32 protein-coding genes are annotated in these 26,586 nt (G+C 58.6%); 21 read left to right on the top strand and 11 right to left on the bottom strand.

Annotated elements, in window-relative coordinates:
• The first annotated feature begins 377 nt into the window (after positions 1–377).
• The 7 genes from dnaK to O6929_09910 all read left to right on the top strand — a co-directional run bounded on the left by dnaK (position 378) and on the right by O6929_09910 (position 7,773).
• Complete coding sequence (gene dnaK / locus O6929_09880) at positions 378–2,306, top strand: molecular chaperone DnaK (protein ID MCZ6480694.1); 1,929 nt, start codon at positions 378–380, stop codon at positions 2,304–2,306.
• Positions 2,307–2,339: 33 nt separating this feature from the next.
• Positions 2,340–2,789, top strand: coding sequence for an Hsp20/alpha crystallin family protein (locus tag O6929_09885; GenBank protein ID MCZ6480695.1), 450 nt, complete (start codon positions 2,340–2,342; stop codon positions 2,787–2,789).
• A 98-nt stretch (positions 2,790–2,887) separates the two neighbouring features.
• Complete coding sequence (gene dnaJ, locus O6929_09890; protein ID MCZ6480696.1) at positions 2,888–3,994, top strand: molecular chaperone DnaJ; 1,107 nt, start codon at positions 2,888–2,890, stop codon at positions 3,992–3,994.
• Between the two features lie 103 nt (positions 3,995–4,097).
• Complete coding sequence (locus O6929_09895; protein ID MCZ6480697.1) at positions 4,098–4,499, top strand: helix-turn-helix transcriptional regulator; 402 nt, start codon at positions 4,098–4,100, stop codon at positions 4,497–4,499.
• Positions 4,500–4,573: 74 nt separating this feature from the next.
• The gene (htpX, locus tag O6929_09900) at positions 4,574–5,425 is read left to right on the top strand and encodes a zinc metalloprotease HtpX (protein MCZ6480698.1); all 852 of its coding nucleotides are present in this window, start codon (positions 4,574–4,576) and stop codon (positions 5,423–5,425) included.
• A gap of 186 nt (positions 5,426–5,611) precedes the next feature.
• Complete coding sequence (locus tag O6929_09905) at positions 5,612–6,088, top strand: hypothetical protein (protein MCZ6480699.1); 477 nt, start codon at positions 5,612–5,614, stop codon at positions 6,086–6,088.
• Positions 6,089–6,123: 35 nt separating this feature from the next.
• Positions 6,124–7,773, top strand: a complete 1,650-nt coding sequence (locus O6929_09910; GenBank protein MCZ6480700.1) for an amidase — start codon at positions 6,124–6,126, stop codon at positions 7,771–7,773.
• A gap of 80 nt (positions 7,774–7,853) precedes the next feature.
• On the opposite strand, the gene O6929_09915 is transcribed toward O6929_09910, so the two are convergent.
• The 4 genes from O6929_09915 to proC are packed head-to-tail and all read right to left on the bottom strand — an operon-like array spanning position 7,854 to position 9,737.
• Positions 7,854–8,162, bottom strand: a complete 309-nt coding sequence (locus O6929_09915) for a DUF167 domain-containing protein (GenBank protein MCZ6480701.1) — start codon at positions 8,160–8,162, stop codon at positions 7,854–7,856.
• Positions 8,122–8,619 carry a DivIVA domain-containing protein gene (locus tag O6929_09920; GenBank protein ID MCZ6480702.1) on the bottom strand — a complete coding sequence of 166 codons (498 nt, stop codon included), beginning with the start codon at positions 8,617–8,619 and terminating at the stop codon, positions 8,122–8,124. The genes O6929_09915 and O6929_09920 overlap by 41 nt, the downstream gene beginning before the upstream one ends.
• On the bottom strand, positions 8,616–8,912 hold the full coding sequence (locus O6929_09925; protein ID MCZ6480703.1) for a YggT family protein: 297 nt from the start codon (positions 8,910–8,912) through the stop codon (positions 8,616–8,618). The genes O6929_09920 and O6929_09925 overlap by 4 nt, the downstream gene beginning before the upstream one ends.
• A gap of 3 nt (positions 8,913–8,915) precedes the next feature.
• Positions 8,916–9,737 (bottom strand): pyrroline-5-carboxylate reductase, encoded by an 822-nt coding sequence (gene proC / locus O6929_09930; protein ID MCZ6480704.1) that lies wholly within the window; start codon positions 9,735–9,737, stop codon positions 8,916–8,918.
• Positions 9,738–9,909: 172 nt separating this feature from the next.
• Between proC and uvrC the strand changes: the two genes are divergently transcribed.
• The 4 genes from uvrC (at position 9,910) to O6929_09950 (ending at position 13,776) form a co-directional block, all read left to right on the top strand.
• Positions 9,910–11,706: an excinuclease ABC subunit UvrC gene (gene uvrC / locus O6929_09935; GenBank protein ID MCZ6480705.1), complete on the top strand. Its 1,797-nt coding sequence runs from the start codon at positions 9,910–9,912 to the stop codon at positions 11,704–11,706.
• Positions 11,707–11,848: 142 nt separating this feature from the next.
• Entirely contained in the window at positions 11,849–12,739 is an 891-nt protein-coding gene (locus O6929_09940) for a diadenylate cyclase (protein MCZ6480706.1), read from the top strand.
• A 126-nt stretch (positions 12,740–12,865) separates the two neighbouring features.
• Complete coding sequence (locus tag O6929_09945; protein ID MCZ6480707.1) at positions 12,866–13,255, top strand: RidA family protein; 390 nt, start codon at positions 12,866–12,868, stop codon at positions 13,253–13,255.
• Entirely contained in the window at positions 13,255–13,776 is a 522-nt protein-coding gene (locus tag O6929_09950; GenBank protein ID MCZ6480708.1) for a methylated-DNA--[protein]-cysteine S-methyltransferase, read from the top strand. Before O6929_09945 ends, O6929_09950 begins: the two co-directional genes overlap by 1 nt.
• Positions 13,777–13,817: 41 nt before the next feature.
• Here O6929_09950 and O6929_09955 read toward each other — a convergent pair whose 3' ends face one another.
• Positions 13,818–14,825, bottom strand: a complete 1,008-nt coding sequence (locus O6929_09955) for a gluconolaconase (GenBank protein ID MCZ6480709.1) — start codon at positions 14,823–14,825, stop codon at positions 13,818–13,820.
• 142 nt (positions 14,826–14,967) lie between these two features.
• Between O6929_09955 and O6929_09960 the strand changes: the two genes are divergently transcribed.
• Positions 14,968–15,102: a hypothetical protein gene (locus O6929_09960; protein ID MCZ6480710.1), complete on the top strand. Its 135-nt coding sequence runs from the start codon at positions 14,968–14,970 to the stop codon at positions 15,100–15,102.
• A gap of 138 nt (positions 15,103–15,240) precedes the next feature.
• Here the strand turns inward: O6929_09960 and O6929_09965 are convergent, their stop codons facing one another.
• Positions 15,241–15,663, bottom strand: a complete 423-nt coding sequence (locus O6929_09965) for a 4Fe-4S binding protein (protein MCZ6480711.1) — start codon at positions 15,661–15,663, stop codon at positions 15,241–15,243.
• Positions 15,664–15,872: 209 nt separating this feature from the next.
• Here O6929_09965 and O6929_09970 point away from each other — a divergent pair, with 209 nt between their 5' ends.
• From O6929_09970 to pyk, 8 genes are all read left to right on the top strand, one after another.
• Positions 15,873–16,229, top strand: a complete 357-nt coding sequence (locus O6929_09970) for a DUF971 domain-containing protein (GenBank protein MCZ6480712.1) — start codon at positions 15,873–15,875, stop codon at positions 16,227–16,229.
• Positions 16,230–16,234: 5 nt separating this feature from the next.
• Entirely contained in the window at positions 16,235–16,735 is a 501-nt protein-coding gene (locus O6929_09975) for a small multi-drug export protein (GenBank protein ID MCZ6480713.1), read from the top strand.
• Entirely contained in the window at positions 16,725–17,891 is a 1,167-nt protein-coding gene (locus O6929_09980; protein ID MCZ6480714.1) for a hypothetical protein, read from the top strand. The genes O6929_09975 and O6929_09980 overlap by 11 nt, the downstream gene beginning before the upstream one ends.
• A gap of 67 nt (positions 17,892–17,958) precedes the next feature.
• A complete protein-coding gene (locus tag O6929_09985) occupies positions 17,959–18,126 on the top strand; it encodes a hypothetical protein (protein MCZ6480715.1) in 168 nt (55 codons plus the stop codon).
• 9 nt (positions 18,127–18,135) lie between these two features.
• Positions 18,136–18,366 (top strand): Lrp/AsnC ligand binding domain-containing protein, encoded by a 231-nt coding sequence (locus O6929_09990; protein MCZ6480716.1) that lies wholly within the window; start codon positions 18,136–18,138, stop codon positions 18,364–18,366.
• Positions 18,367–18,418: 52 nt separating this feature from the next.
• Positions 18,419–18,925 (top strand): isoprenylcysteine carboxylmethyltransferase family protein, encoded by a 507-nt coding sequence (locus O6929_09995; protein MCZ6480717.1) that lies wholly within the window; start codon positions 18,419–18,421, stop codon positions 18,923–18,925.
• 46 nt (positions 18,926–18,971) lie between these two features.
• A complete protein-coding gene (locus tag O6929_10000; GenBank protein MCZ6480718.1) occupies positions 18,972–19,214 on the top strand; it encodes a hypothetical protein in 243 nt (80 codons plus the stop codon).
• A 74-nt stretch (positions 19,215–19,288) separates the two neighbouring features.
• Positions 19,289–20,725 (top strand): pyruvate kinase, encoded by a 1,437-nt coding sequence (gene pyk / locus O6929_10005; protein ID MCZ6480719.1) that lies wholly within the window; start codon positions 19,289–19,291, stop codon positions 20,723–20,725.
• 30 nt (positions 20,726–20,755) lie between these two features.
• Here pyk and O6929_10010 read toward each other — a convergent pair whose 3' ends face one another.
• From O6929_10010 to O6929_10025, 4 genes are all read right to left on the bottom strand, one after another.
• Positions 20,756–22,912 (bottom strand): HD domain-containing protein, encoded by a 2,157-nt coding sequence (locus O6929_10010; protein ID MCZ6480720.1) that lies wholly within the window; start codon positions 22,910–22,912, stop codon positions 20,756–20,758.
• 14 nt (positions 22,913–22,926) lie between these two features.
• On the bottom strand, positions 22,927–23,343 hold the full coding sequence (locus O6929_10015) for a prepilin-type cleavage/methylation domain-containing protein (GenBank protein MCZ6480721.1): 417 nt from the start codon (positions 23,341–23,343) through the stop codon (positions 22,927–22,929).
• 174 nt (positions 23,344–23,517) lie between these two features.
• Positions 23,518–24,192 carry a methyl-accepting chemotaxis protein gene (locus O6929_10020; protein ID MCZ6480722.1) on the bottom strand — a complete coding sequence of 225 codons (675 nt, stop codon included), beginning with the start codon at positions 24,190–24,192 and terminating at the stop codon, positions 23,518–23,520.
• Positions 24,193–24,564, bottom strand: coding sequence for a hypothetical protein (locus O6929_10025; GenBank protein ID MCZ6480723.1), 372 nt, complete (start codon positions 24,562–24,564; stop codon positions 24,193–24,195).
• A gap of 383 nt (positions 24,565–24,947) precedes the next feature.
• Here O6929_10025 and O6929_10030 point away from each other — a divergent pair, with 383 nt between their 5' ends.
• The gene (locus O6929_10030) at positions 24,948–25,283 is read left to right on the top strand and encodes a hypothetical protein (GenBank protein ID MCZ6480724.1); all 336 of its coding nucleotides are present in this window, start codon (positions 24,948–24,950) and stop codon (positions 25,281–25,283) included.
• A 317-nt stretch (positions 25,284–25,600) separates the two neighbouring features.
• Here the strand turns inward: O6929_10030 and O6929_10035 are convergent, their stop codons facing one another.
• Positions 25,601–26,503 (bottom strand): rhodanese-like domain-containing protein, encoded by a 903-nt coding sequence (locus O6929_10035; protein ID MCZ6480725.1) that lies wholly within the window; start codon positions 26,501–26,503, stop codon positions 25,601–25,603.
• Positions 26,504–26,586 lie beyond the last annotated feature (83 nt).

Consider the following 26,586-nt stretch of genomic DNA (forward strand, 5'->3'; position numbering starts at 1 on the left):
CAATAGGGTCCTCGATGAGACGGGGTCACGAAACGTGCCCTATACTTTAGGGAAAAGGAGGGAGGTATGTCAAGGAATAGGGAAGGGTGCTACTTCGTAGTCAACTTTGGGTGCTGCTGTTGTTGCGGTGGCCAAGGACTGTGGGGAAGCCGGAATTGCACGAGGGTTGGATTCGCCTCGGGGGCTTCGATGGTCGCCCTATTGCAAAGTTGCCAACGCTCCACCGGAGGAAGCCAATATAATAGACGCAATGAAACCAAATAGTTAGAAGCAGAATGAAATAACTTGACAAATAGACACTAAGATTTCATATTATACGTCGGGTAAGAATTTGGAACGTGGGAAGATAACTTCTACTGTTCAAAGGAGGTCCTGAAGTGGCAAGAGTCATTGGAATCGATCTGGGTACAACGAACTCGGCCGTGGCGGTCATGGAAGGAGGCGAGCCCTCTGTCATCACGAATGCGGAAGGCGCGAGAATTACCCCTTCAGTCGTTGCCTTCTCAAAGGATGGGGAGCGGCTGGTAGGCCAGGTGGCAAAGCGGCAGGCGATCACGAATCCTGACAATACGATCTTTTCCATCAAGCGATTCATGGGCCGCCGCTACGAGGAAGTACTCCACGAGATAAAGCTCGTTCCCTACAAGGTGGAAAAGGGCCCCGGAGGGGATGCGCGGGTCGAGTCCCGGGACAAACAGTATTCGCCTCCAGAGATCTCGGCCATGATCCTGCAAAAACTCAAGACCGACGCCGAGGCCTATCTGGGAGACAAGGTAACCAAGGCTGTTATCACGGTGCCCGCTTATTTCAATGATAGTCAGCGACAAGCGACGAAGGACGCTGGGGTCATCGCCGGACTGGAAGTCCTTCGGATCATCAACGAGCCGACGGCCGCCTCTCTGGCATATGGCCTGGAAAAGAAAAAGGACGAAAAGATCGCCATCTTCGATTTAGGGGGTGGGACGTTCGATGTCTCGATCCTGGAGATCGGCGATGGGGTCTTCGAGGTCAAAGCGACCAACGGAGATACTCATTTGGGCGGCGACGACTTCGACCAGCGGATCATCGAATGGATCGTCGCCGAGTTCAAGAAGGATCAGGGGATCGACCTCAGCAAGGATCGGATGGCGCTCCAGCGTCTGAAGGAGGCAGCAGAGAAGGCCAAGTGTGAGCTGTCCACGATCATGGAGACAGAGATCAATCTCCCGTTCATCACTGCCGATGCCTCGGGGCCCAAGCACCTCAGCATGAAGCTCACCCGGTCCAAATTGGAGCAGTTGGTCGAGAGTCTCATCGAACGGACGGTCGGCCCCGTGCGGCAATGCCTGGAGGATGCCAAACTCAAGCCGGGACAGATCGATGAGGTTATCCTGGTCGGCGGGCAGACCCGGATGCCTCGGGTCCAGCAAGTGGTGAAGGATGTCTTTGGCAAGGAGCTCCACAAGGGAGTTAATCCTGACGAGGTAGTGGCGATCGGTGCCGCCATTCAGGCCGGGGTGCTGGCTGGCGATGTTCGGGATGTGGTCCTTTTGGATGTAACACCCCTCTCCGTTGGGATCGAAACCCTGGGCAACGTGATGACTAGACTCATCGAGCGGAATACCACCATCCCCACGCGAAAGGGGGAGATCTTCACTACGGCCGCAGATAATCAGACGTCGGTAGAGATCCACGTGCTCCAAGGGGAGCGAGAGATGGCGCGGGACAACCGCACGTTGGGTCGGTTCCACTTGGTCGGGATTCCGTCGGCTCCCCGGGGGATACCCCAGATCGAGGTGACTTTTGACATCGATGCCAATGGCATCCTGAACGTCGGTGCGAAGGATACGGCCACTGCTAAGGAGCAGAAGATCACCATTACCCATTCGAGCGGCTTGGCAAAGGAAGAGATCGATCGGATGGTGAAGGAAGCCGATTCACATGCGGCGGAGGATAAGCAGCGCCGGAAGGAGATCGAGGCCCGAAACCAACTCGATTCTCTGATCTATACGACGGAAAAGATGCTCAACGAGAATCGAGACAAGATTCCGGTGGGTGAGATCTCGGGGATAGAAGAGGCCTTACAGGAGGGAAAGAAAGCCCTTGAATCGGGCAACGCCGACCAAATCCGTCAGGCCATCGAGCAGATTACCAAGGCCTCTCACAAGATGGCCGAGGCCATGTATCAGCGAGCCCAGACCGAGCAGCAGGCACCCGGTGCCGAGACCGCTGGAGAGCAGGCCGCGGGAGGGGAGCGACCGGCGGAGGGAGAGGTTGTAGACGCGGAGTTTGAGGACCTTGGCGGTGGAAAGAAGAGTGAGGGCTGATAGCGCAAAGGGATTCGAAGGAGGTGGCGTGGTATGGCAGTAGTGCGGTGGGATCCATTTCAGGATTTGATCACGCTTCAGGATCGGATGAATCAGATATTCGAGCAAACGTTGGCCCGGTCTCGCGGGGATCGGGAAGGGGTGGTGGCATCGGCTTGGTCACCCCCGGTAGACATCTATGAGACGGCCGAAAGCCTTGTCCTGAGGGCAGAGCTCCCTGGCCTCAGCAAGGAAGATATCGATATTCAAGTCCGAGATAATAGGTTGACCCTCAAAGGGGAGCGGCGGCACGAGAAGGAGGTCAAGCAGGAAAACTACCTTCGGGTGGAGTGCGCCTACGGGACGTTCCAGCGCGCGTTCGTCTTGCCGACGGATATCCAGCCCGACAAGATTCGTGCGACCTTTAAAGACGGGGTCATGGAAGTGAACATCCCGAAGGCGGAGGCGGCAAAGCCAAAGCACATCAAAGTTGAGGTGAAATGAAATTCCGTCCGACATCGGACACCTTGAAGGAGATCTTAGGCTTTGCCGTTGGGCGTCAGGGACACTGGGAGGGACAGGGGGTATATAGGTAGATCGAGATGGCCAAGCGAGACTACTACGAGGTCCTGGGGGCTCCTCGGAACGCCTCAGAGCGGGAGATCAAGCGAGCGTATCGAAAGCTCGCCCGGAAGTATCATCCCGACGTCAATCCGGGAAATCCAGAGGCAGAAGCGAACTTTAAAGAGATTACCGAGGCGTACGAGGTCCTGAGTGATCCAGGCAAGCGCCGACAGTATGATCAGTTTGGCCATCAGCCGTTTGCCTCAGCCACCGAGGGAGCCGGTCCGGGATTTGGTTTTGACTTCGGCCCCTTCACCGGGTTCCGCCAGCGTGGTTCTGGCGGCATTGCGGATATCTTATCGGATATCTTTGGCGGCGGCCCAGGGGCAACAACAGCTTCCCTGAAGGGGGAGGATCTTCATTACTCCATCGATCTGGATTTTGAGAACGCGATCCGGGGCCTCTCCACGGAGATCACACTTCAAAAACACGTAAGCTGTAAGGCCTGTCATGGGACCGGAGCGGCGTCCGGATCGGCCCCACAGTCCTGTCCTGACTGCGGAGGGAGCGGACGACGGCAGGTCTCGCGCGGTATCCTGAGTATGGCATCCCCCTGCCCCCGGTGTCAGGGGAGCGGGAAGGTGATTCTCCAGCCCTGCCGAAGCTGTGGCGGCAAGGGGGCGATCTACCGGACCGAACGGCTGAAGGTCAATATCCCTCCCGGAGTGGACACCGGCTCGCGAATTCGCCTCGCAGGCAAGGGAGAGCCGGGGAGGAATGGGGGTCCTCCCGGGGACCTTTACGTGACCACCCGGGTTCACCCGCATTCCTTCTTCGAGCGAAAAGGGGACAACCTCTACTGTGCGATCCCCATCACCATCACAGAAGCAGCGCTCGGGGCGCGGGTCGAGGTTCCCACGGTAGACGGCACGGCCACCATGACAATTCCTCCCGGGACTTCGAGCGGCCGCATCTTCCGCTTGAGGCAGAAAGGGGTGCCGCATCTCAAGGGGAGTGGCCGGGGGGATCAATATGTCACGGTTAAGATTGTCGTTCCCCAGAATCTGGATGAACGGTCCCAACAGCTCCTCCGGGAGTTTACGCGGTTGAATCCGATGGACCCCAGGCGGGATCTGAAGGGGTAACGTCCACGGTCCAGCGTCCAACGTTGAAGAGCGAATCCTTTCCTGTCGGGGTTGGACATTGGATATCGGGACGGAGTAGGTGCTGCCCGGGGAGGTGGCGGAAATGCCAAGAAGAAAGAAGAAAGCTCTGTACATGATTAGCGTGGTGTCGGAGATGTTCAATATCCACCCCCAGACTCTCAGAGCGTACGAGCGAGAGGGACTGATCCGGCCTTCCAGGACCGAAGGAAACACGCGCCTCTATTCCCAGGATGACCTAGAGCGGATCGAGCTCATTTTACGCCTGACCAATGAGCTCGGGGTGAATCTGGCCGGGGTAGAAGTGATCCTCAATATGCGGGAGCAGATGGAGCAGATGCGCCAGGAGACGGCCGAAGCTTTCGAGGCGGTGCTCCGGGTTGTAGGGGAGGAGGTGCTCCACCGCCGGCAGAGCCCAGGCCTGGTCCCGGTGGGGCGGCGTGGTTTAAGTCGGCGTTCTCCACCTCAGCGGAGGGAATCCCCTTGACACCCTCAGAATCGTTTCTACGTTGATGATCGTTGGAAAAATGCACGGAGGATACTAAAGGAGACACAGGGGCTATGGGAAACACCATTAAAACGACACTCCTGTTGGGGACGATGACGGGTCTCCTTGTTATCTTCGGGGATTATTTCGGAGGTACCCAAGGGATGGTGATTGCCTTCCTGTTCGCCCTCCTGATGAACTTTGGCTCTTACTGGTATTCCGACAAGATTGTCCTGAAGATGTACCGGGCCCGGGAGGTTACAGAGGCAGAGGCCCCGGAACTGGTAGGCATGGTCCGATCCCTCAGCCAACGGGCGCAGCTCCCCATGCCCAGGGTGTATATCGTCCCCAACGAGTCCCCCAATGCCTTTGCCACGGGTCGGAATCCACAGCACGCGGCCGTTGCGGTAACCTCTGGGATTCTGCGGATCATGAACTCTGAGCAACTGGAGGGGGTGCTGGCCCACGAGTTAGGACATGTCAAGCACCGAGACACCCTGATCAGCGCCGTTGCTGCCACGTTGGCCGGGGTGATCATGATGTTGGCGTACATGGCCCGGTGGGCCGCCATTTTCGGAGGGGTGGGTGGCAGGGGTTCAGAGGATCGAGGGGGTGGTATTCTGGGTCTCCTCGCCATGTCCATCCTGGCCCCCATTGCCGCTCTCGTCATCCAGATGGCGATCTCCCGCACCCGGGAGTTTCAGGCTGATGCAACGGCGGCGCGGCTCACCAAGAAGCCCTCCGGGTTGGCCTCGGCCCTCGAGCGACTCCATGCCGCTGCCGAGCGGATCCCCTTGGAAGCCAACCCGGCCACGTCCCATCTCTTCATCGTCAATCCGCTGTCGGGGAGGTCTCTCTTGCGCTTCTTCTCCACTCATCCTCCGGTCGAGGAGCGTGTCAAGCGTCTCCGCGCCATGCAGGTCTAGATGACGCTGGCCCTGCAACGGACAAATTGGAGAGCAAGGGCGGGCAACAGCTGCTTGCCCTTGCTCTTTTGGTCAATCCTCCTCGTATGTTCGGGGCTTGTGTTGAGCGGTTGTGCGTTGATTGCTTCCGCTCCCCCCGAGAAAGTCGGCCTCCGTCCGGCGCCTTCCCGCACCCCGACGTACACGGTGAGCGGGCGGAGCATCATCGCGACTCCCGGGCCTTTAAACGTAACGGTGCGGCCTCTCGCCCCGGAGGACGTGCTCGCGTATTTTCAAAAGCATCGCAAAAAGAACCCGTTTGGAAGGATGCGAGATGACATTACGCCCTTCTATCTTCGGATCGAGAACCGGTCCCGGGACCAGTTGACCTTAGATTCGGGTCTCACTATCCTGAAGGATCAAAAGAACCGGGGTGTCGCGGCATTCGATGCTGCCGAACTGTTCCAGACCTTTGCTGAAAATCCAACCCTACTTCAGGCGGCCCAGAAAGAGGTCATTACAGGGTATTTGGTCATTGCCCCTGACCGGAGTCGTGAAGGAATTTTAGTCTTTCCGGCCATTCCTAAGGATGCCAAGGCCGTTTTCCTCCAATTTACCTCACTCTACGTTGGGCCCACAGCGTTTCCTCTTATCTTCGAGTTCGAGGTAGTCCCGAAAGAGTGAAAAAGTAAAACCCTTAGCGCGAGCAGGGGTGCCATATGTCCCTCCGCCCGGAACTATTTCGAGCGCTGGCAGATGCGAGACGTCTGCCGCACGGGGAAGAAGATAGGGAGGCCTGGCGGCAGGCCTACGAGACAGTGGAAGAGGTCCTCGCGGCCCTCGAGGAGGAGGAGTTGGGCGGGGAAGAGCCAGCACTCTCTGTCGTCCTTGGAGAACCGGTGTCGTCACCCGGAGAGCCGGCGGAGTTGCCTGCAGGGCCTCGATCCCAGGCGAACGACATTTCCGAAATTTCCATCGTCTCTACGGCGCGCCTCATCCACCGAAGAGAGCTTTCACCCGTTGAGCTTGTACAAGCGATGTTGGAACGTATCTCCACGTATGGGAAGCCCATCAATGCCTATATTGCGTGTTACGCCGAAGAGGCAATTCAGGCGGCCCGGACGGCGGAAGATGCCATTGCGCGCGGCCGGCCGCTCGGCCCACTCCATGGCATCCCGATCGCGGTGAAGGATCTCTTCTTCACCGCCGGCCTTCCCACCACCGCCGGGACACGGGTTTTCAAGGATTTTGTCTCTCAGGAGGATGCCACCGTCATTCGCCGTCTCAAGGAGGCAGGCGCGATCCTCTTGGGAAAGCTAAACCTTCACGAGCTTGCCTACGGAATTACCAACGATAATCCCCATTTCGGAGCCGTGCGGAATCCCTGGAACCTCAATCGGATCTCGGGAGGAAGCAGCGGGGGCTCTGCCGCGGCCGTGGCTGCATCCCTCTGTCTCGGATCTCTGGGAACCGATACCGGAGGTTCGATACGGATCCCGGCTGCCTGCTGTGGGGTGGTCGGACTAAAGCCAACCTACGGTCGGGTGAGTCGCAGCGGTGTTTTCCCCCTGGCTTGGTCCCTCGATCATGTCGGTCCCATCACAAACGTGGTGGAGGATGCAGCGCTGCTGCTTCAGGTCTTGGCCGGGTCCGATGCGCGAGACGTCACTACGAGTCCATTGCCGGTTCCAGATTATTGTCGAGCGCTCGAGAGTGACATGAAGGGGGTCAGGATTGGGCTACCGAGGGATTTCTTTTACGACCCGGCCGAAGTAGATCCCTTAGTCATGGGGGCGGTGGAAGGGGCCCTTGAAGTTCTGGAGGGTCTGGGGGCGAGCGTGGAGGAGGTATCAATCCCTCTCCTCCGTCACGCACCTGCCATTCAGTTTCTTACCCTCTCGAGCGAGGCAACCGCCAACCACAGTCGGCTCCTCCGGACCCGCGGGCGAGAGCTTGGGATAGATGTCCGGCGCCGTCTGGAGCTGGGAGAATTCCTTGGAGCCTCACAGTATGTGCGGGCCCAACAGGCTCGTCGGCTCCTAATGAAGCAATTTGCCGCTGTCTTCCATCAGGTGGACCTGTTGGTAACTCCGACCCTCCCTATTGTGGCCCCACCTATCGGCGAGCAGACGGTCGCCATTTGCGGGATCCGGAAAAGGCTTCAGCCAACCATCACCCGGTTTACGAGCCCCGCGAATCTGACCGGACTTCCCGCAATCACGGTCCCGTGCGGTACGGACGTCGGAGGAATTCCCGTGGGACTTCAAATGATCGGGCGACCCTTCGATGAAGTAACACTTCTTCGGGGGGCCTATGCTTACCAGCGGGCGACACCGTGGCACGCCCGACGGCCCCCGGTCGCCCAGTGAACCAGGTAACAATCAGCAATCAGCATGCGGAAGTTGAAAAAGCCGACTGCTGACCGCTGACGGCTGATGGCTGAGATGTGCTACTTGAGGAGGGGAGCGAGGCGTGCCGTGAAGGAGACGAGGTCGGCATTTCGTATCCGGATTCGCTTGTGACGGGTCTGCGCTCCGGCGATGATCTCTACATGGGTGAGGGGAACCTTCAGGGTGGTGGCCAACAGGCGGCGGCAGGCTGTGTTGGCTTTGCCGTCCACAGGTGGGGCAGTGACGGTTACTTTCAAGACCCCTTCCCGGACTCCGATGATCTCATCCCGCCTAGCCCCTGGCCGGACGAGAACCGGGAGGAGAAGATCAGGACCCCGCACCTGGAGGTTCAGGTTGGACAGGCTCACTGGCGTCCTCGGCAGCCTCGGTGTCTAGGAGATCCTGGTAGAGCTTGATGGCCCCCCGGACCCTGGCCTCGAAAAAGGCCTTCTCCCGCTTCGAATCCGCAATCTTTCCCTGCAATCGGCCCAACGTCAGATGGGCGCGCTCCAAGAGGGCCTCCGCCTTGATTTCGGCGTCCTTGATGATGAGCTCGGCCTCCTTCCGGGTTGTGTCTTTCATGTCATCGGTCATGCGCTGGAGGGCGAAGAGAACCTCCTTGACTTCGTTCTCCCGCCCCCGATACGTCTCTAGCTGGGTCTCCAGCTTCTCAAGCCGATCCTCCTTGAGGATACTCTCCTTGAGGAGCCCCTGCAGTTGCTCGGCGATCCCTTCCAGGAAGTTCCTGACCTCCACCGGATCCAGACCGCGGAAGCGCCGTCGAAATTCTTGTTGTGCGATTTCGAGAGGGGCCAGATTCTTCATCGAAGCCTCCACGCCAGCTCCCGTAAGGAAGCCACGAGAAATTGGTCCAAGAACATAATCGCGAGGATGACCACCAGCGGGGAAAAATCGATCCCCCAACCGATAGGGACGGCTCGGCGGACCGGCTGCAGGACCGGTTCGGTGCTGCGATAGAGAAACTGGACGATCGGATTGTACGGGTCCGGGTTAACCCAGGAGATAACCGCCCGGATGATGATCATCCACATATAGACGAAGAGACCAATGTGTAAAATTTGTGCGATAGCAGTCAGCAAGTTGGCAAAGACGAACATTGCCTACTCCTCACCCAGCTCCATGGAGCGACGGGTTGCCGCCTCGACCGCCTCCATGAGTAACCCTCGAAACCCCGCCTGTTCCAAGATGTGGAGGCCGGCGACGGTGGTCCCCGCAGGTGAGGTGACCATATCTTTGAGTTTGGCGGGGTGTTCTCCCGATTCCAGGACCATCCGGGCTGCTCCGAAGGCTGTCTGGGCTGCAAGCAAGGTGGCGACCTCGCGAGTAAGTCCCATGTGGACCCCCGCGTCCGCAAGGGCCTCGATCAAGACAAAGATGTAGGCGGGGCCACTCCCGCTCAGACCGGTCACGGCATCCATCAACTTTTCCTCAACTTGGACGACGCGGCCCACCGCCTCGAAGACCTCCCAGGTGGACTTCAGATCCTCTTCAGTGGCGTGCCGTCCAGGCGTGATGGCACTCGCACCGGCCAGGATGAGGGCAGGCGTGTTGGGCATGATCCGCACAACCCGGGTTGGGTGAGAAAACCTGGCTTCAATAAAAGCCGTCCGGATCCCAGCGGCGACCGAGAGAAGGAGATGATCCTCTGTCACCGCTCCACGGAGCCCGGTGAGGACTTCATCCATCACCTGCGGCTTCACGGCGAGGAGGAGGATCTGAGCCTTGGTGGCGGCTTCCTCATTATTGGTCAAGGTCTCGATGCGATACATCTTGTGTATTACGTCGAGGCGCTCTGTTCGGATGTCGGTCGCGATCACCTGTTCCGGGCGAACCTGTCCTGCCTGGAGGAGGCCTTTGATCAGGGCCTCGCCCATGTTCCCAGCGCCGATGAACGCGATACGCTTATCCTGTAATGCCGTCACCCGATTTTCCTCACTGATTTGATTTATAGCTTGAGATTGCAACATGAGTCAAGGGATTCATCGCACCGAGGCCTCTATCCGCGGGCTGTTGCAGGACGTATCTGCTCAGAGGCCTGACCGTTGAGCTGCCGGGTGGCTTGACACCCGCCGCCCGTTGAACGAAGATTGAAGCATGATGCTATCGGAAAAGATCAAAGGGCTGCCGGACCGACCCGGGGTCTATCTCTTCAAGGGGAAAAAGGGGGAGATGCTTTACATCGGCAAGGCCCTTTCCCTGAGGAAGCGGGTGCAGTCTTACTTTCAGGGGCGGGAAGCGCAGTCGGAGCGGTCCGAGCGGATGGCGAGCCTGCTTTCGCAGGTCCTGGATGTCGAGGTGATCGTCACCGACAATGAACTCGAGGCCCTGATCTTGGAGTCGAATCTCGTCAAGGAGCAGCAGCCCAAATATAACGTTGTGCTCAAAGATGACAAGCACTACCCCTTCCTCAAGCTGGACCTTCACGATCCGTGGCCGCGTCTGCAGGTGGTCCGGCAAGTGAAAGAGGACAAAGCCCTATACTTTGGTCCGTATGTGCCCGCCACCACCATGTGGAAGCTCCTCCACCTGATCAACAGAACCTTCCCCCTCCGGAAATGTCCCGATATTCGGGGGCGCCGGCACTGCCTGGACTATCATCTCGGCCGTTGCCTCGGTCCCTGTGAGCAGTCGGTGGGTAAGGCGGAATACGATCAGGTGGTGGAGCGGGTCCGTCTCGTCCTGGAGGGACGGGACCGCGAGTTGGCCAAGCAGCTTGGGGAGAGCATGCATCAGGCGGCAGGAAGGCTGGAGTTCGAGCGGGCGGCCAAGTTCCGGGACCAACTCCTCACTTTACGGGAAGCCCTGGCCGGGCAGAAGGTCCTCTCAGCGGGTGGCGAAGAGCAGGATGCCTTTGGGATCAGTATCCAAGGAGCGGAGGCCAATATTCAAATCCTCCTGATCCGCCGGGGACGCCTTGTCGGCCGGGAGTCTTTCACCTGTGGCGAAGGGCTTGCCCGCACGCCTGGAGACCTCCTGGATGCTTTCATCCGGCAGTTCTATCTCCGACGGCGGACCATCCCGCCCGAGGTTCTCACGTCGCATCCAATGGAGGATGCGGACATGATCGCGCGGTGGCTTTCGGAGCGCGCCCAACACCGCGTGGAGGTTCGCCATCCCCAGCGCGGCCGCAAGGCCCGCCTGGTCGAATTGGCGGTAAAGAACGCCGAGATTGTCCTGATGGCGAGCTTGAAATCGACAGCAGGCCGGGACGCGGCACTCGAAGATCTGCGGAGGGTGCTGGGCATCTCCCAAGTCCCCCACCGAATAGAGGCCTATGACATCTCCAACATCCAGGGGATGCTAGCAGTCGGGTCCCAGGTGGTGTATGAGGATGCCTTACCCCGCCGCTCAGACTACAAACGATACCGGATTAAAACGGTGAGTGGGGCGGATGATTATGCCATGCTGGAGGAGGTCCTGCGGCGGCGGTTCGCCAGAGTGGCGCAGTGGCCCCTGCCCGATCTGATCCTCATCGACGGGGGACGTGGACAACTGAACGTGGCGCTCAAGGTGGCTCGGGGACTAGGGCAGCGGGAGCTGCCCATCATTTCGTTGGCGAAAGAGGAAGAGGTCGTTCACCATCCGTTCCGGCACACGCCGATTGCACTCCCCGAAGGCTCCCGGGCCAGGCACCTGCTTCTGCAGATTCGGGATGAAGCCCATCGTTTTGCCATCACGTACCACAAGAAGCTCCGTGGGAAGCAGAGCCTCTCCTCGATCCTGGAGGAGATCCCTGGAGTAGGAGAGAAACGGAGGCAGGCCCTCCTCAGGGGCTTTGGTTCTCTCAAGGCCATGCAGCAGGCCACTATTGAGGAAATTCGAAGAGTGGGGGGACTGCCCTCCCATGTTGCGGCTGCCGTCCACGATTTTCTGCAGGCCCTTGCCGAGTAGTGCTGCACTCCTTTCTGGCTACCCCCTTCACGTGCCGGCCCGAGATGATGCCGTGGATTCGCAGATAAACGTGTCTTTTTTCACCGCGTGGGACCTCGGCCGCTTCGTTGCCCGTTCTCTCGACATATGGTAGAGTGACGCCATGAAGCCAGGAGAGCTTACGAGGGCGATGATCGAGGCGGCGCGCAGCGTCGCCAAAGACGCGGGTGTCCGGGCTGTGTTTCTGAACGCCGACCTGGTATCTGACCCCGCCCAGCTCAAGGGGGTTTTTGGCGAGACGGAGGTGGTCTTCTTCACCCGGAAGCGGCTCCGGGCACCGCGGCTACAGGGGGTAGCCGATAGGATTATCCACCTCCCGCCGGTGGCCTTGAATCGGATCGCGCAGATCAAATTGGCTGCTCTCTTGGCCCTCTCCAAAGGATATCTCCAGCTAGGGGATCTCATCCTGTTTCTGTCCGGGATCCAGCATCTTGGAGCTCTGGATACCATGATGATCATGGAGGTGGGGGAGGAGTTTGAGCTCTTCTCGCTAAAGGAGGGGGGCTCGTTTATGACGGTTGTGAATCCCGAAGTGTTTGCCCGGGTGGTGGACCTGGCAGTGGAATTGGCCCACGAGGGCCGGGAGGGGAAGTCACTCGGAGCCATCTTCGTACTCGGGGACACCGAAGAAGTCATGAAGTACGTCGATCAACTCGTCTTGAATCCCTTCCAGGGCCATCCAGAGGAGCGACGAAACATCCTGGATCCACAAATCATGGAGTCGGTAAAGGAGTTTTGCGCCATCGATGGCGCCTTCGTCATCCGATCGGACGGCGTGATCGTCACCGGTGGGGCCTACCTCCGTCCTCCCGTTCCGGGGGACGAGTTACCCCCCGGTCTCGGGGCCCGGCACGCGGTAGCAGCCTCAATGAGTGCAAGCACTGATGCGGTTATCGTGACTCTCTCCGAGTCCACGGGAACGGTTCGGATTTTCGAGGGGGGTCGGATGGTGACCGAGATCGAACGGGGCCCCAGGAAGCGGGGGAGCACATAGGCTTGCCAGCGCCGTGCGTGAGAGATTCCCTGGGCCGTGGTTTTTGACCGAGACGATCGCGGCCCACTTTTTTTGAGGGGCGGGAACGAGAGAAGGGTAGATGGCGTGGTAGAGCGCGGGGAGTCGATGGAGCTCGAGGTCGTGGCGACGGAAAAGGCCCCGAAGGCGGTGGGGCCCTATGTGCAGGGGGTAAAGGCACATGGGTTTCTCTTCACCGCGGGACAGATCGGGCTGGACCCGGCCACGGGCAAACTCGTGGAGGGAGGGATTGAGACCGAGACCCGTCGGGTGTTGGAGAGTCTCAAGGCCGTTGTCGAGGCTGCAGGGAGTTCCTTCACACAGGTGGTGAAGACGACGGTCTTTCTCACCGATCTTGGCCACTTTCAGGCCATGAACCAGATCTACGCCACGTACTTTTCAGGACCCAGCCCAGCCCGTTCCACCGTCGGTGTCGCCCGGCTCCCTTTGGGGGCATTGGTAGAGATCGAATTGGTGGCCCTCGTGGAGAAGGACTGATGCGTGAGAGGGCCAGCTTATACCAGTTGCTTAAAACCACCCGTGGCTGGGTGGCCGTTGCCTATACCGAGCGAGGGATCCTGGCCCTCACGCTCCCGGTCGAGACCCTAGAGAGGGCCTTCGAGGCCTTGCAGGGAAAGTTTGCTTTCCCCTTGGCTCGGGGACAGGGATACGAAAAGCTGGCTCGGGACCTCGATTGTTACTTCCGAGGAGAGGCGGTCTCATTCGACTATCCGCTGGATCTTACGGCAGCTACTCCTTTTCAACAGAAGGTGTGGGCGGTCCTGCGGGGAATTCCGCACGGGGCAACGCAGGGCTACCAAGAGGTAGCGAGGACGATCGGGATGCCTCGGGCGGCGCGGGCAGTCGGGCAGGCTGTAGGAGCGAATGCGATCCCCCTTCTCATCCCCTGCCACCGGGTTGTGGCGTCTGACGGGTCCCTGGGTGGCTTTGCCTGGGGTCTGACGTGGAAGTGTCGCCTCCTGCAGGTAGAAGGGGTCACGCCAACGTCGAAGACGTAGCGTTGCATGAATGAGCCGCGGTGCTGGGCGGGTCAGGATGCTTAGGCGAAAGGCGGAATACGGAAGATCGCCGATGTGCTGGCCAGGATCAAATACTGGTCGGGCGCGAAGGCGAGGCCGACCAAGTTGGCTCCGGATATCATAAGCCGGGGGGCTTGTCGGTTCGAGAACATGTAGACCCCGCGGTGTCCCCTGACCCCGGCAGTCACCCAGAGCCGACCCTGCCGGTCAAACGCAAGGCCTTGAGGTCTTTCCAGGGGTCCCCAGTAGGGTTCGGCATCACCGAAGCTGTTGATCTGGTAAATGACATCTTGGTTGGAGAGTGTCGGGGCCGTGGCGTAGAGATTTCCGTCCGGCCCGGCGGTCAGATGGAAGGCGGCCACGCTGGGCGGCAGGGAGGCGAAGGGCTCGGCCTGGCCCTCTGGCGGCAGACGGTAGACGGTTCCGGTTCGATCTCCGATGTATAGGACGCCGGCCTCGTCGAGACAGAGACCCGTGGCAATGCCCAAGTTTTTCGCGATCACCTGGGCGTCCCCTTCAGGAAGAAGAAGACGATATACGGACCCATCGAATCGGCTCGAGGTCAAGAGGGCCCCATCGGGCTGGAGCGCCAGCCCAGTGGGATTGATAGGGAGAGCAGCAATGTGCTCCACGGCCCCGGCGGGGGTGATGCGCACCAGTGGGGTTGGAACCTTCTGTCCACGCCGGCCGCTGATGGTGGTGTAAATGACCCCCTCTGCATCCACCACGGGATTGGCCACCGGGTGAACTCCGGTGGCCAGCTTGGTCCCGATGGTGAAAGGAGTGCTGATAGGCTCTGTATCGATCATGAGGGTGAGGGGGCCAGCGGTCGCGTTGGGGGGGATGGGGAGGACCAGACGGATATCGGAGGCGATCGATGGCCGGGCCTCGGCCTCGCCGAGAAAGACGAGGGGTGGTGTCCCGCCGCTGAGAAAGCCCGTCCCCACAACGACGACAGTTCCTCCCTCGACACTTACCGAGGGCTCGACCGCGGAGATGTGGGGTTCCGGGGAGGATGATTCAGACACACTCACTCCTCGGCGCTAACCGTGGCAGGATCCGGATCTACGTTACCCCTCTGGTTGCCTGTCGTCAAGGCATTTACGAAACCAGGGTTCAAATATCCGAAACCCAACTGCTGGCATCTGGGAGAGGGAACGAGGAAGCGTGATGACGTATGCGGTGACAGTCGATTTTTTCGGGATTGATACCGCCTCGCCGGAACAGGCCAGTGCGGTAATGGCGGAAATGCTGCAATCGGTAGGTTTTACCCGTTTTGAGGTGAGGGAAGCCCGAGAGGTCTAGCGCCGTTCCAACTATTTGTGCCAACTTTCTCGCTGCACTCGATCACGGCCCTTGCAACAAGGCAGGCTGCTCAAATCGGCCCCTCGATCTTCCTCGGGGTGGTGAGCCTGTCGAACCACTTATCAAGTTGGAACGGCACTAGTCAGCAGTTCCGGCGGTCACTGCTTCTTGAGGGGCTTCCTCGGGGGGATGGGCCTGATCCCCGATCGGAACCCGGAACTGATCCTCAAAATCGTCGATGGGGATCATATCAATGGCCTCCCAAGCCATGCCATCACAGACCCGGGCGCAGATCAGGCACCCAATGCACTCGTGCCAACGGATCCGGACGGGGGGAATGACCGCCCCGGTGTACGTCCCGGATGGTTCGTGGTCGATACAATCTACCGGACAAAAGGGAATACACGCCTCACACCCGGTGCAAGAGTCGTTGACGACGGCCATGAGGCGCGGTCGCCTCTTTTTTTTGGTTTTTCTGTTGTAATGGGGGATATCCTCGTACACGGTGTGCTCCCTGTGCGACCCTCCCTGAGCATCCAAGATGCACAAGTATAGTACCATAGCGGGCTTCCGGTGTCAATGTGAAGGGTCAGAACCTTGTCCTTCGTGCAAATTGGTGCTAGGGTCATGTACCCGTATTCGCCACCGGATCACACCTCTCCTCGTCGGCTTGGACGAGCGCTGCCACGAGGAGGAGAACCTGCGCGTCACCCCGGCGTCCCCGGTATCGCCTGAGGACTGCCGAGACCTGTTCTGGAAGGAGGAGTCGGATGGGATTCGTTTCGGATCCAGTGGACTATGGCCTCGAGGAGGATCGACGCCAGGTCTATGTCCGCTGGCGTGATGGCCATGAGAGCCGTTATCCGCTGGACGATTTACGGAAGGTGTGCCCCTGCGCCGATTGTCATACGGCCGAGAGACCGGCCGAGAGACCACAGGGGGGGCTTCAGGTCCTGACCGGCCCGGTGATCGGTCGGGGGGAGATTCGGATCGTGCAGATGGCGCCGGTGGGCCGCTATGCGTTGAATTTCACGTGGAGCGACGGTCACAGTACAGGAATATACTCTTTCGATTTCCTGCGGAGCCTCTGCCCGTGTGAAATCTGCCGCTCAGGAGCAGGACATTGAATCTGGTGCAGTGGATGCAGGGACTTCCTCCGGAGATGGCCACCTTTATTATGGCCACCCTTCCGATCTCGGAACTCAGGGGGGCAATCCCGGTAGCCCTCGGTGTCTACAAACTTCCCGTCTGGTCTGCCGTGCTCTGGGCAGTCCTGGGCAATTTAGCACCCATCCCCTTTATCCTGAAACTCCTGGAGCCGGTTTCGAAATTTCTGCGTGAACGCTGGCGTATCTGGGATAGATTTTTCAACTGGCTTTTCACCCGGACCCGCCGAAAGGGGGAGCGCTATTTTCAGGTCTATAAAGAGATGGGACTTGTCCTGTTCGTTGCCATTCCTCTCCCCATTACTGGGGCCTGGACGGGGTCCGTGGCGTCATTTCTTTTCGGGCTTTCTCTCGGACGGGGTTTTTTTCTGATCACGCTCGGTGTCCTTATCGCCGCGACCTTGGTGACGGCTGCAAGTTTGGGCGTAGGCTGGCTCGTCTTTCTGGGAGGATCTCATGTGCATTGACCGAGATCTCTCCAAGGTGCAGTCGATGTATCCCTCGGTCTCGGTAGTCATCTTTGATGACCGTCGGAAGCTTCTTTCCGTCCACCGGGCGAGGTTGATTGTTTTGATTCTGATTCTCCTGGCCTTTGGGGCGGGCATTGTCTCGGCTGAAAGCACCCTGCTCAACCCCGGGGAAGGAAAGCATCTGGCTGATCTCCGGCAGCTGACCTTCGGAGGGTCGAACGCCGAGGCCTACTTTTCCTGGGACGGGAGGGTGTTGATCTTTCAATCAACGCGTGGCGGATACGGCTGTGACCAGATCTTCATTATGAACACGGACGGAAGCGACGTCCGCCTGGTGAGCACGGGTCTCGGACGGACGACCTGCTCCTTTTTCCTTCCCGGGAACCAGCAGATGATCTACGCCTCAACCCATATGCGAGACGCCGCCTGCCCGCCCAGACCGGACCGCTCTCAGGGGTATGTCTGGGCACTCTACGACTACGATATCTACATCGCCAATGCCGATGGGACCGGCCTGACGCGCCTCACCCATCATCCCGGATACGATGCCGAGGGGGCACTCTCTCCGGACGGCAAGAAGATTATCTTCACCTCGTTGCGAGCGGGGGATCTGGACATCTATACCATGAATACCAAGGGGCGGAACCTCCGGCGACTCACCTTCGAGAAAGGTTTTGACGGGGGAGCTTTCTTCTCCTGGGACGGGACAAAGATCGTCTACCGAGCTTACCATCCCGATACGCCCCAAGAAATGGCCGACTACGAGCGTCTTCTCTCCAAAAGCCTGTTGCGGCCCACGCGCGCTGAGATCTTCGTCATGGGTGCGAACGGAGCAGATAAACGGCGGTTGACCCACAATGGGGCAGCTAACTGGGCCCCCGCATTTCATCCGAACGGGCGGCAAATCATCTTCTCGTCAAATCTCCGTGACCCTGGGACGCGGAGTTTTGATCTCTATCTCATCAATATTGACGGCACCGGCCTGGAGCAAATCTCGTTCGGCGGCTTCAATAGCTTTCCCTTTTTCTCTCCCGATGGGAAAAAGCTTGTCTTTAGTTCGGATCGCCTCGCTAAGGGGCCCCGAGAGTTCAATGTCTTCATCGCCGACTGGATCTCCGAGATGAGGAGGGTTGACCCCTCGTCCGTCAGGTGATAGGCTGAATTGTAGCGGGGTTGCCGGTCCGTCCGAACGGGGGACGTGGTGATAATGGAAAGGGGAAATGGCCCCGCGGTCTAAAATCCGCGGGGTTTTTTCATTGCGGATAGCGATGCCTCGAGGAAAGGTAGTCAAACTCAAGCCACGGAGTCTTCGGGTGAAAGACCGGCGAAAGATCTTGAAAGAGGTTCCGAAGCTCCGCAAGATCAAGCCGGCGAAGTCTGGAAAGTGAGGAATAAACATGATCCGGGCCTATATATTTATCGAGGCAACCAAGGCAAGAGATCTCAAAGTAGAGGAAGAGATCGTCACGTTACCCGGCGTGAAGCAGGCCGATGTGGTTACGGGACGGTTCGACGTCATTGCTATGGTCGAGGTGGAGGAGCTCGGAGCCCTCTGGGAGCTGGTCGACAGGATTCAGGCTCTGCCTCCTGTCGTGAAGACCACGACCAACGTTGTGGTCAAGCGGTGAATATCCTCCACACCTCTTTCGAGCAAGAAAGGAGTGAGGGGAGCAGGAAGTCGTGAACGCCGACGAGCAAGCTACCCTCCGGCGGTGGACCATCGTCGTGGGGCTGGTGCTCGCGGTGACCGTCTCAATTCTTTTTCCCCTCCTGGTGACGAAGTGGGACCGGCACCTGGTCGAAGTCTCTCTCGGTCCTTTCCGATGGGTCGGCCTTGTCCCGATAAGTCTTGGCGTCATCCTGGTGGTGTGGTCAGCCGCTCTCTTGTTCACCCGGGGGGGGGGCACGCCAGCCCCCTGGGATCCGCCCCAGAGGTTCATCATGGCCGGTCCATATCAGTATGTTCGGAACCCCATGATGCTCGGCGTCTTTGCAACCGTGTTCGGTGAAGCAGTGTTGGCAGAGTCACTGGCAATTTTGCTCTATCTAGGTTTGGTGGTGAGCGTGGTGTGTTGGTACGTCGTCGCCATTGAAGAGAAAGGACTGGAGATCCGCTTTACTGATACGTACGTCGTCTACAAAGAACGTGTCCCGCGGTGGCTTCCCCACCTGCGCCGAAAGAGATAGGGGGGGTGACTGGATTATGCCGAGGGATTATGGGCGAGGAGAGTACGTGAACGTGATGGCTGCCAAGGATCCCGCCGTTCAGAAATTAGTGACGCAAGGGTATGAGTTCGTCACCAATGCCTTCCGCCGCGGCGCCGCACCGAAAGGGGTACGGGCAAAGGAGGCGGAAGCGGTGAAGGCGCGGCTCCAGAGTGAAGGGTATCGGACCGCGGTTGCATCTGCGTACGACGAGGCGGGGAATCCGCTTCCCACGATGGTTTCCATATGGCGAAAGCAAGAAGCCGAGTGAGGAGGGATGGGTTGTGAGCGAGGTTCAACTATGGTAATTCATGTAAAGATAGCCACGAAAAAGGTAGGGGGATAATGACCGCAGGGATAAGCCGGCAGATACGGCGGACAAAGATCGTGTGTACGATCGGTCCCTCCAGCGAGTCCGAAGAGGTTCTCGAGCGTCTCATCCTCGCCGGGATGGATGTTGCCCGTCTCAACTTCGCCCATGGCACCCATGAGGAACATGCTCGGATCATCCAGCGGATCCGAACCCTCGAGGTGAAGTTGGGAAAACCGATAGCCATCCTTCAGGACCTTCCCGGACCAAAGATTCGCTTGGGGGATTTCGAAGGGGGGGCGGCTCTGCTCCGGACGGGAGCAGAGTTTACCATTACCAGCCGGGCCGTCATGGGGACCGGTGAGTGCGCTCATGCCCCTTCCCCCGAATTCTTCCGAGAAGTTCGGACCGGGGATCGGATCCTCGCTGATGACGGTTTGATTGAGTTCGAAGTATTGACGTCTGATGGCGCGGACGTGCGGTGTCGGGTCGTGACGGGCGGGATTCTCCGAAACCATAAGGGAATCAGTCTGCCCAGCGGACGGCTGCACAGGACTGCATTGACCAAGAAAGACATGGCGGATCTGCAGTTCGGGATTGCCCATGGGGTGGACTTTGTTGCCACGTCATTTGTGCGGAACGCAGCCGATCTCATGGACGTCAGAAACTTTCTGGGGGCCTCGGGGGCTAAGATTCCGATTGTCGCCAAGCTCGAGAAGCCTGAGGCCGTTCGAAACCTCGACGATATCCTGAAGACGGCGTCGGGGGTTATGGTGGCCCGGGGAGATCTGGCGGTGGAGATGTCCATTGAGGAGGTCCCGGTCCTCCAAAAGATCATTCTCCGCCAGGCCCGCCGGTACAAGGTCCCCGTGATTATCGCGACCCAGATGCTGGAATCCATGGTGGAACATCCGAGGCCGACTAGGGCGGAGGCCTCTGATGTCGCCAATGCCATCCTCGACGGGACCGATGCGGTGATGCTCTCGGCGGAGACCGCGACCGGAGGTTACCCGGTCGGGGCGGTGGAGATTATGGCCCGAATTACGCTCAAAGCAGAGCTGCACGTGCGGCAGCCCCCGTTACCACATCGGGAGGAGGGGAGTTTTCCGGTGGTCGCCAGCGATGCTGCCTGTCGGGCCGCCCGGAGCCTCCATGCCAAGGCCGTCGTCGTCTTCACCGAGTCTGGCTTGACCGCCCGGCTGATCTCACAGGACCGTCCCGAGGTCCCAATTCTGGCCCTGACCCCTTCAGAAGGGTCGCGACGACGCATGGCTCTGTACTGGGGAATCGTTCCGCTCCTCATTCAGCGGCGGGAGACGCTCGAAGAGATGGTCCAAGAAATGGAGGGCCTCCTTCTCACGGAGGGCTGGGTTAAGGCCGGCGACAACTTGGTTGTTCTTTCGGGGACTCCGATGTGGAAGCCTGGGACCGTCAATGCTATCAAGTTGCACCGGGTCGGCGACGTCCGGTGATGAGTGGTGGATCGGTGCGACAGCAGTTGGTTAAGGCCGATGTAATGAAGGTGACTGTGCTGCCTGGTCTTGTGACTCTTTATCCTCCTGAGCCATAACTTCCAAAAAGGCCTCCACCACCTTTGGATCGAACTGGCGGCCGGTCCCTTGCTTGATTCGCTCAACGGCCTCCGCGCGGTCCAGTCCGACTCGGTAGGGCCGATTTGAGCTGAGCGCGTCAAAGACATCGGCCACCGCAAAAATGCGCCCACCCAAGCTTATATCTTCTCCGGCGAGACCATCGGGATAGCCATTCCCATCGAGCCACTCGTGATGCTGTAATACGATGGGAACGACTTCGGCATACGCGGCGATGGGTTCCAAAATCCGGGCTCCCTTGCGTGGGTGCTCGCGCATGAGCAAAAATTCTTCGTCCGTCAATTTCCCGGGCTTATCGAGAACCGCGGCGGGGATGCCAATCTTGCCGATGTCGTGAAGCAGCCCCCCTCGATGCAGGATGTCCAGTTCTTTCGAGGGGAGTCCCATCACACGCCCGATCTTTAACGCGAGTTCCGTCACCCGCTCGGAATGGCCCGCCGTCCAAGAAGATTTCGCATCGATGGCCCGGGCCAGGGCGATCAGCGTGCCCCAGTTCAGTTGGTCCAGCTCCTCGATCAGGCGGGCATTTGACAGGGCCACCGCCACCTGATCGGCCAATTGACGGGCCTGGGCCAGGTCTTCGTGGCTGTGTTCAGGTGGATCAGCGTACCCCAGGGTAATGATGCCCGATAACTTTTCTTTGAGGAAGATCGGGAGGACCCAAAATGATTTGCTGCCCCGTCGGGCCAGGGGCGCAAGATAGTGGGGGCCACCTTCGTCGGCGTTGGCGATGAGGCTTTCCGGATTGTCGCGCAGTTCTTGGATTTCTGCTGCTGTGAGCTGCGTGGCCTCGACCCATGCTTCGCTTTTGGGGTTGTCGTTCGCAATATATGTCCGCGCCCTATCGCTCGAATCGGGGTCGACAAGGGTCACGCCGATGCGGTCACAGGGAAAAACGTCGCGCATACGGGTGAGCACCGTATCCACGATTGTCTCGGTTTCCAACGCCGAGAGAATGGCTCGGTCGATCTCAGCTATGGTGGCCAAGGCGTAGAACTGTCTGCCTAATCGGCTGGCCATAGCATTGAAGGATCCGGCGAGTTCTTCAAACTCGTCGCCGCTCGTGACCGTTACCCGACTCTCGAAGTCCCTCATGGCGATGCGCCGGGTCCCTTCCCGCAGCTTTTCGAGGGGGACGAGATTCCTTCGAATCTGGCTGGTGCTCAGGAGGAGGACCACCCAGAGGGACATGAGGACGACGAGGGGGAAAATTCTTCTGAAATTGGCCATGGGGGCGAGCACGTCGGTTTTCGACTCGCTCAATACCACCGTCCACTTTGGAACGCGAAAGCTGAACTTTAAGGGAATGGACCAGTAGCCTGCCAGGTATTCCGTTCCTTCGTGTCTCCATTCGAATCGACCCGACGCGCCGCGTGCCATTTCATCCGCCACCCGCTTCGGAAAAGACACCGTGCCGGGAAGTGAACAGAAGATCAGCGTGTTTGAGTGATCCAGCACGCACAGTTCGGTCATGGGGGGCAATGTATTCTGGTAATCGCCTATACCCCAGAGGTACATGGGATTGATTTCTCCCACCAGGAGGCCCTTCGTCGGCTGTTGAGGATCAAGCAGCCTGCCCATAAAAATCCGGGGCGGCATGCCTGGAGGATGTTGAGTGGCCACAAGGGTATGGCCGTCGTTGAGGATTTGTTTTTGCGCAAAGCTGAATTCGGGGAGATTCGGCACACGACCGAGGATGGCCGTGTACCTGCCGCCATCGGTGATTCGTGCCACCCCCTTGAACCGGTGTTGGAGATCTTTCCCAAACCCTGCAGGCACCGTCATGATGGGTCCCCCGGTGCCTAGGGCGAGCTTGGAAGCCACCATCTCCATCTCAGCGTCCAAAAACTGCAGCCGCTCGAAGATGCTAAGCCCCACGGCCTTGCTCGCCTGGTGGAGTCGTCTATGGCTCTGCGTATTCAGCTGGTTTGTTACTTGGCCGAATGAGATGAGTGCCAGTGCTGCAATGGGGAGGAGGGCGCAAAGAATGAACAGGATGAAGATTCGGCGCGCTACCTTACTGCGGAGAAATGTCGTATCGATTTTCACAATCTGTGCTCGGATCAGTACTCTGACGCTAGCCCCACGAATCCCCCGTCATTGGCACGGACGATGTCGTCCCGGCTCACCATGGCCGTCAGAGGGGGCTGACTTTGTCCATCTTCGCCTTTACTGTACAGATCATAGTCGGAATTGAGTGGGACCAGAAACTGGTCCTTCCGCACCTGTCCCAGTCCCTTTACAGTGGCGAAATCCAGATACTCATAGGGATTTCCATAGGGGTCTTCGAAATTTGCCCGCCCTACGTCGGCAAGGCTGAGCGGCGCGCTCCCGTTGAACAACTGATACGTACCGATCTCGCTACTCAATGTACGAATGTCCGCGATGGCCTTCGCGACTTTCGCCTTGTCGAGGGCTTCAAAGTACATGGGAACAGCAAGAGCGGCAAGCGTCGCCAATATCGCCAGGACGGCAAGCACTTCGATGGGCGTAAAAACACGACGATTCCTTTTCCGCCCATGATAAGCGAATAGGATCGTGCCATGGGACTATTCCCGCGTAGACAAATATCTTTGTATCATATGTGCTGGATATCTGGGTAGGCATATGTGTGATCCGCGAAGACTGATGCCCGGTGGGGGCATAGTCATCTGCTAATGATGGGTGACCCGTGAGGATTGCTCCGAAGTCGTTCCAGAGACAACAGCGGTCCCGCCTTCACCCTCCCCGCGTGTCTCCTCTGCGGGCATACGGAATTGGTCGATGCATTCCCTTAACTTTTGCATCTGGACCCCGAGAGCCGCGATTGTCTGATTGATGTCTTCGGCGGATCCGTTCTCGATACCTCCCTTGAGGTCGCTCAACACCGCCCGCACTTCCCGATGCTGTGTCTCAATACCTTTGATCTTCGTCCGCAGGCCTACGATCATCTCGTTGAGATGATCGGCTTCGTTTCCCAGATAGTCGTGCTTGCGAAGCGTCACCCGCCCGGAGAGATCGCCTGCCGCGATCGACTTGAAGGTGTTCCGGAAACGCATGAGTGGTCCCGCAATTCTGTGGGAAACAAAAATCGAGTGAATGGCAAAGAGCAGAAAAGCGATGAGCAGGGCTGGCCAGACCCGGGCGTGGAGGGACAAAAATTGGCTTGCCACGGCTTCCTGTTCGGAGAAAGAAAGCGTTTTGCTTTCGAGCTGGATAATCAGGGGGACGAAGAGGGTGGCGGAAAAGATCAAAAGAATGGCGAAGAAATAGAGGAGGTTGATTAATAAAAGCTGGTACTGGAAACGGTCTATGAGGATGTGTCTTCTTTTGTATGGGCGCTTGGCCATCTAACGTCTCTCTCTCGTCCAGGTGAAGTGCTTTTGATTTTTGAATCGGATGACGCCATGATTGGTTGGGGCATAGTAGATGGAAAACGTGTATTGCTGTCCCTCAAGATTGAGGTAGTGAATATTGTAGAGGACCCCTCCCTCATCATGGGTTTGTTCGATGCTCGCGACAGAATACGTGTCGGTGTTATTTTCTCTAGTTGCAAAGATAATTGCGTCTTTCTTGAATTCAAAAAAACGATCGGCGTACTTCGGTTCCGAGGTCTTCCACACTCCCAAGAGATCGTCCGGAATGGTTTTCTCAGTCGCGGGTTGACATCCGACAATCGCGGCGAGCAGGGTGAATATTAACAATGCCTGGCGCGAATTCATTTGCATATACCCTGGCTACGTGCGGAGGAGGTAGGTACAGGTGTCGTGAAATTCGGCAAAACTATTGCGGGCATTTGCGCCCCAATCGCTATATTGTAGACTATCGAGTGGATCAAACCTGGTCAGAAAATGGTATATGTTGCTAGTTATGTTGCAAGTCGCGGGCCAAGGACCTCGCCATCAGGCGATATTATCGGCCCGCCGGCACGGGTGTCAACACATCGGCAAGCCAGGCCTGGGAGGAGGCAGGTGTGTCGGGAATCCATCGGCCCGCAGGGGCTCTGTGAGGTTGTGATTCTTGTCCGCTTCAGGCCCAAGGAAGATATCCAAGGAGAGATACGGCTCTCGCACTTCGCCCGCGGGGACTTCCGGTGGAGTGAACTATGAATGCCGGTGAAGGGGAAGTCACCCTCTGCCCGTGGTGCGGGACCGCCGTGCCCGTGCCTCGACAGCCGTTCCCCGGGCCCGGCCAGGAGAGTTCGTTCCTCCGATGCCCCTGCGGCGCCATAGGGCTGCCCACCCTGGAGCCGAAATCGGACCGCTTGACCGTGGCCGAGAAACTCCTCGGGGTTTCGCGAAGGCTGTGGGCGGAACTGGCGTGGGGCCTGGAGAAAGTCGAGTGGCGAATGGTGGAGTGCTGGAGCCGTCTCCACAAGCTGGAAGAACTTATCTCTGGTCCAGAAGTCTGGGTGGCGCTTGTATGGGGTCGCAGGAGGTGAATCCAATCAATACATTATATCTTAGCGTCGATCTTCTTGTGGTTTCCAATGAACATATAAGGAGGAGGGGGGATGAGCAGGGCCTCAGGCACCTATACCAGACGTTTCATATACTGGGAGTATTGGGTAGCCCTTGCCGCCGTTCTGTTTGATGTGATCTCTTTTGTGGTGCCACTATTTGCATTGGCGTTTCTCGTGGTGCTACTACAGCCGCAGGGTTGGCGATGGATGGCGTCGGTTACCGATGTGCTCCGCCGGGTGCAGGACGGTAACGATGGTGTCAATGTATGACTTTCCTCCCCGATCAGGGTCCGAGGTCAGGTGTCTCGGCGCCTCGGAACCTCGATCGGAAGGTCCACCCGGTCTCCCCATTCTTTCCAAGAGCCGAGGTAGTTCCGCACGCGGGGATAGTTCAACAGGCGGTAAACCATATACGCGTGGGCTGATCGGTAGCCGCCTTGGCAGAGAGGGATGACCTCTTTGTCTGGTGTCAAGCCACGCCCCTCGAGCATCTCCCTGAGCTCGGCAGCCGGCTTCAGCGCGCCGTCCGGGCCAATGAAGTTCACCCATTCCAGGTGGACGGAGCCAGGGACAGTCCCGCCCCGAGCTGCCCGTACATGCTCGCCGTAATACTCGCGATCGGTGCGCGTGTCATGGATCCTCACGTCGGGATCTTGTAGATGATCGACGATGTGTTGCGCGGTGGCAAGGCGGTCTTCCAACGGGTCTTTGAGATGCTTGGAAAAGCCGGTGCGGACGATACGCCTCCCCCCCTTGGGTCCGAGATCCTGCGCACTTCCGAACATGGGCCAGGCCTCGCGCGTGAAAGGAAACCCCGCCCCTTTCCAGGCGGTAACCCCCCCGTCGAGGATATGGACATCCTCGTGGCCCAGATACTCGAGGAACCAGAAGCCGCGTGCCGCCCGAAAACCGCTGTTGTGCTCGTAGAAGATCACCGTTTTGCCGAAGTCGGCTCCTCGTATCTCCATGAGGTATGCCAGTGTCCAGATAAAGGCGGCGAGCGCCTCGGGCCGCGTATCGTTCAGGGAGTAACCGTAGATGTCGAAATGGGCCGCCCCTTCGATGTGACCGGCGCAAAAGTCCGGCGCGGGGCGCGTATCGACGATGATGAGATCGTCATCCTTCTGGTCTCCGATCCGCTCGCGGAGCTGATCGGGGGTCCAGACCAAGTTGGCGTTTACGAAGTCCTTGTACGCCATGGAAAGATTCGCCTCACGGTGGGTTGCTCCAGCCCACCGAGAATGGGCTGGGATATTCTTGATATCTCCGGAACTAAGTTACG

The organism is Candidatus Methylomirabilota bacterium (assembly GCA_027293415.1).
Taxonomy (GTDB): Bacteria; Methylomirabilota; Methylomirabilia; order Methylomirabilales; family CSP1-5; genus CSP1-5.

Bases quoted from the DNA above. Each gene is read 5' to 3' on its own strand.
- O6929_09885 (MCZ6480695.1), top strand. From the start codon at position 2,340: ATGGCAGTAGTGCGGTGGGATCCATTTCAGGATTTGATCACGCTTCAG.
- dnaJ (MCZ6480696.1), top strand. From the start codon at position 2,888: ATGGCCAAGCGAGACTACTACGAGGTCCTGGGGGCTCCTCGGAACGCC.
- O6929_09895 (MCZ6480697.1), top strand. From the start codon at position 4,098: ATGCCAAGAAGAAAGAAGAAAGCTCTGTACATGATTAGCGTGGTGTCG.
- htpX (MCZ6480698.1), top strand. From the start codon at position 4,574: ATGGGAAACACCATTAAAACGACACTCCTGTTGGGGACGATGACGGGT.
- O6929_09910 (MCZ6480700.1), top strand. From the start codon at position 6,124: ATGTCCCTCCGCCCGGAACTATTTCGAGCGCTGGCAGATGCGAGACGT.
- O6929_09920 (MCZ6480702.1), bottom strand. From the start codon at position 8,619: ATGAAGAATCTGGCCCCTCTCGAAATCGCACAACAAGAATTTCGACGG.
- O6929_09925 (MCZ6480703.1), bottom strand. From the start codon at position 8,912: ATGTTCGTCTTTGCCAACTTGCTGACTGCTATCGCACAAATTTTACAC.
- uvrC (MCZ6480705.1), top strand. From the start codon at position 9,910: ATGATGCTATCGGAAAAGATCAAAGGGCTGCCGGACCGACCCGGGGTC.
- O6929_09940 (MCZ6480706.1), top strand. From the start codon at position 11,849: ATGAAGCCAGGAGAGCTTACGAGGGCGATGATCGAGGCGGCGCGCAGC.
- O6929_09945 (MCZ6480707.1), top strand. From the start codon at position 12,866: ATGGAGCTCGAGGTCGTGGCGACGGAAAAGGCCCCGAAGGCGGTGGGG.
- O6929_09950 (MCZ6480708.1), top strand. From the start codon at position 13,255: ATGCGTGAGAGGGCCAGCTTATACCAGTTGCTTAAAACCACCCGTGGC.
- O6929_09960 (MCZ6480710.1), top strand. From the start codon at position 14,968: ATGACGTATGCGGTGACAGTCGATTTTTTCGGGATTGATACCGCCTCG.
- O6929_09965 (MCZ6480711.1), bottom strand. From the start codon at position 15,663: ATGGTACTATACTTGTGCATCTTGGATGCTCAGGGAGGGTCGCACAGG.
- O6929_09970 (MCZ6480712.1), top strand. From the start codon at position 15,873: ATGGGATTCGTTTCGGATCCAGTGGACTATGGCCTCGAGGAGGATCGA.
- O6929_09980 (MCZ6480714.1), top strand. From the start codon at position 16,725: ATGTGCATTGACCGAGATCTCTCCAAGGTGCAGTCGATGTATCCCTCG.
- O6929_09985 (MCZ6480715.1), top strand. From the start codon at position 17,959: ATGGCCCCGCGGTCTAAAATCCGCGGGGTTTTTTCATTGCGGATAGCG.
- O6929_09990 (MCZ6480716.1), top strand. From the start codon at position 18,136: ATGATCCGGGCCTATATATTTATCGAGGCAACCAAGGCAAGAGATCTC.
- pyk (MCZ6480719.1), top strand. From the start codon at position 19,289: ATGACCGCAGGGATAAGCCGGCAGATACGGCGGACAAAGATCGTGTGT.
- O6929_10020 (MCZ6480722.1), bottom strand. From the start codon at position 24,192: ATGGCCAAGCGCCCATACAAAAGAAGACACATCCTCATAGACCGTTTC.
- O6929_10025 (MCZ6480723.1), bottom strand. From the start codon at position 24,564: ATGAATTCGCGCCAGGCATTGTTAATATTCACCCTGCTCGCCGCGATT.
- O6929_10030 (MCZ6480724.1), top strand. From the start codon at position 24,948: ATGAATGCCGGTGAAGGGGAAGTCACCCTCTGCCCGTGGTGCGGGACC.
- O6929_10035 (MCZ6480725.1), bottom strand. From the start codon at position 26,503: ATGGCGTACAAGGACTTCGTAAACGCCAACTTGGTCTGGACCCCCGAT.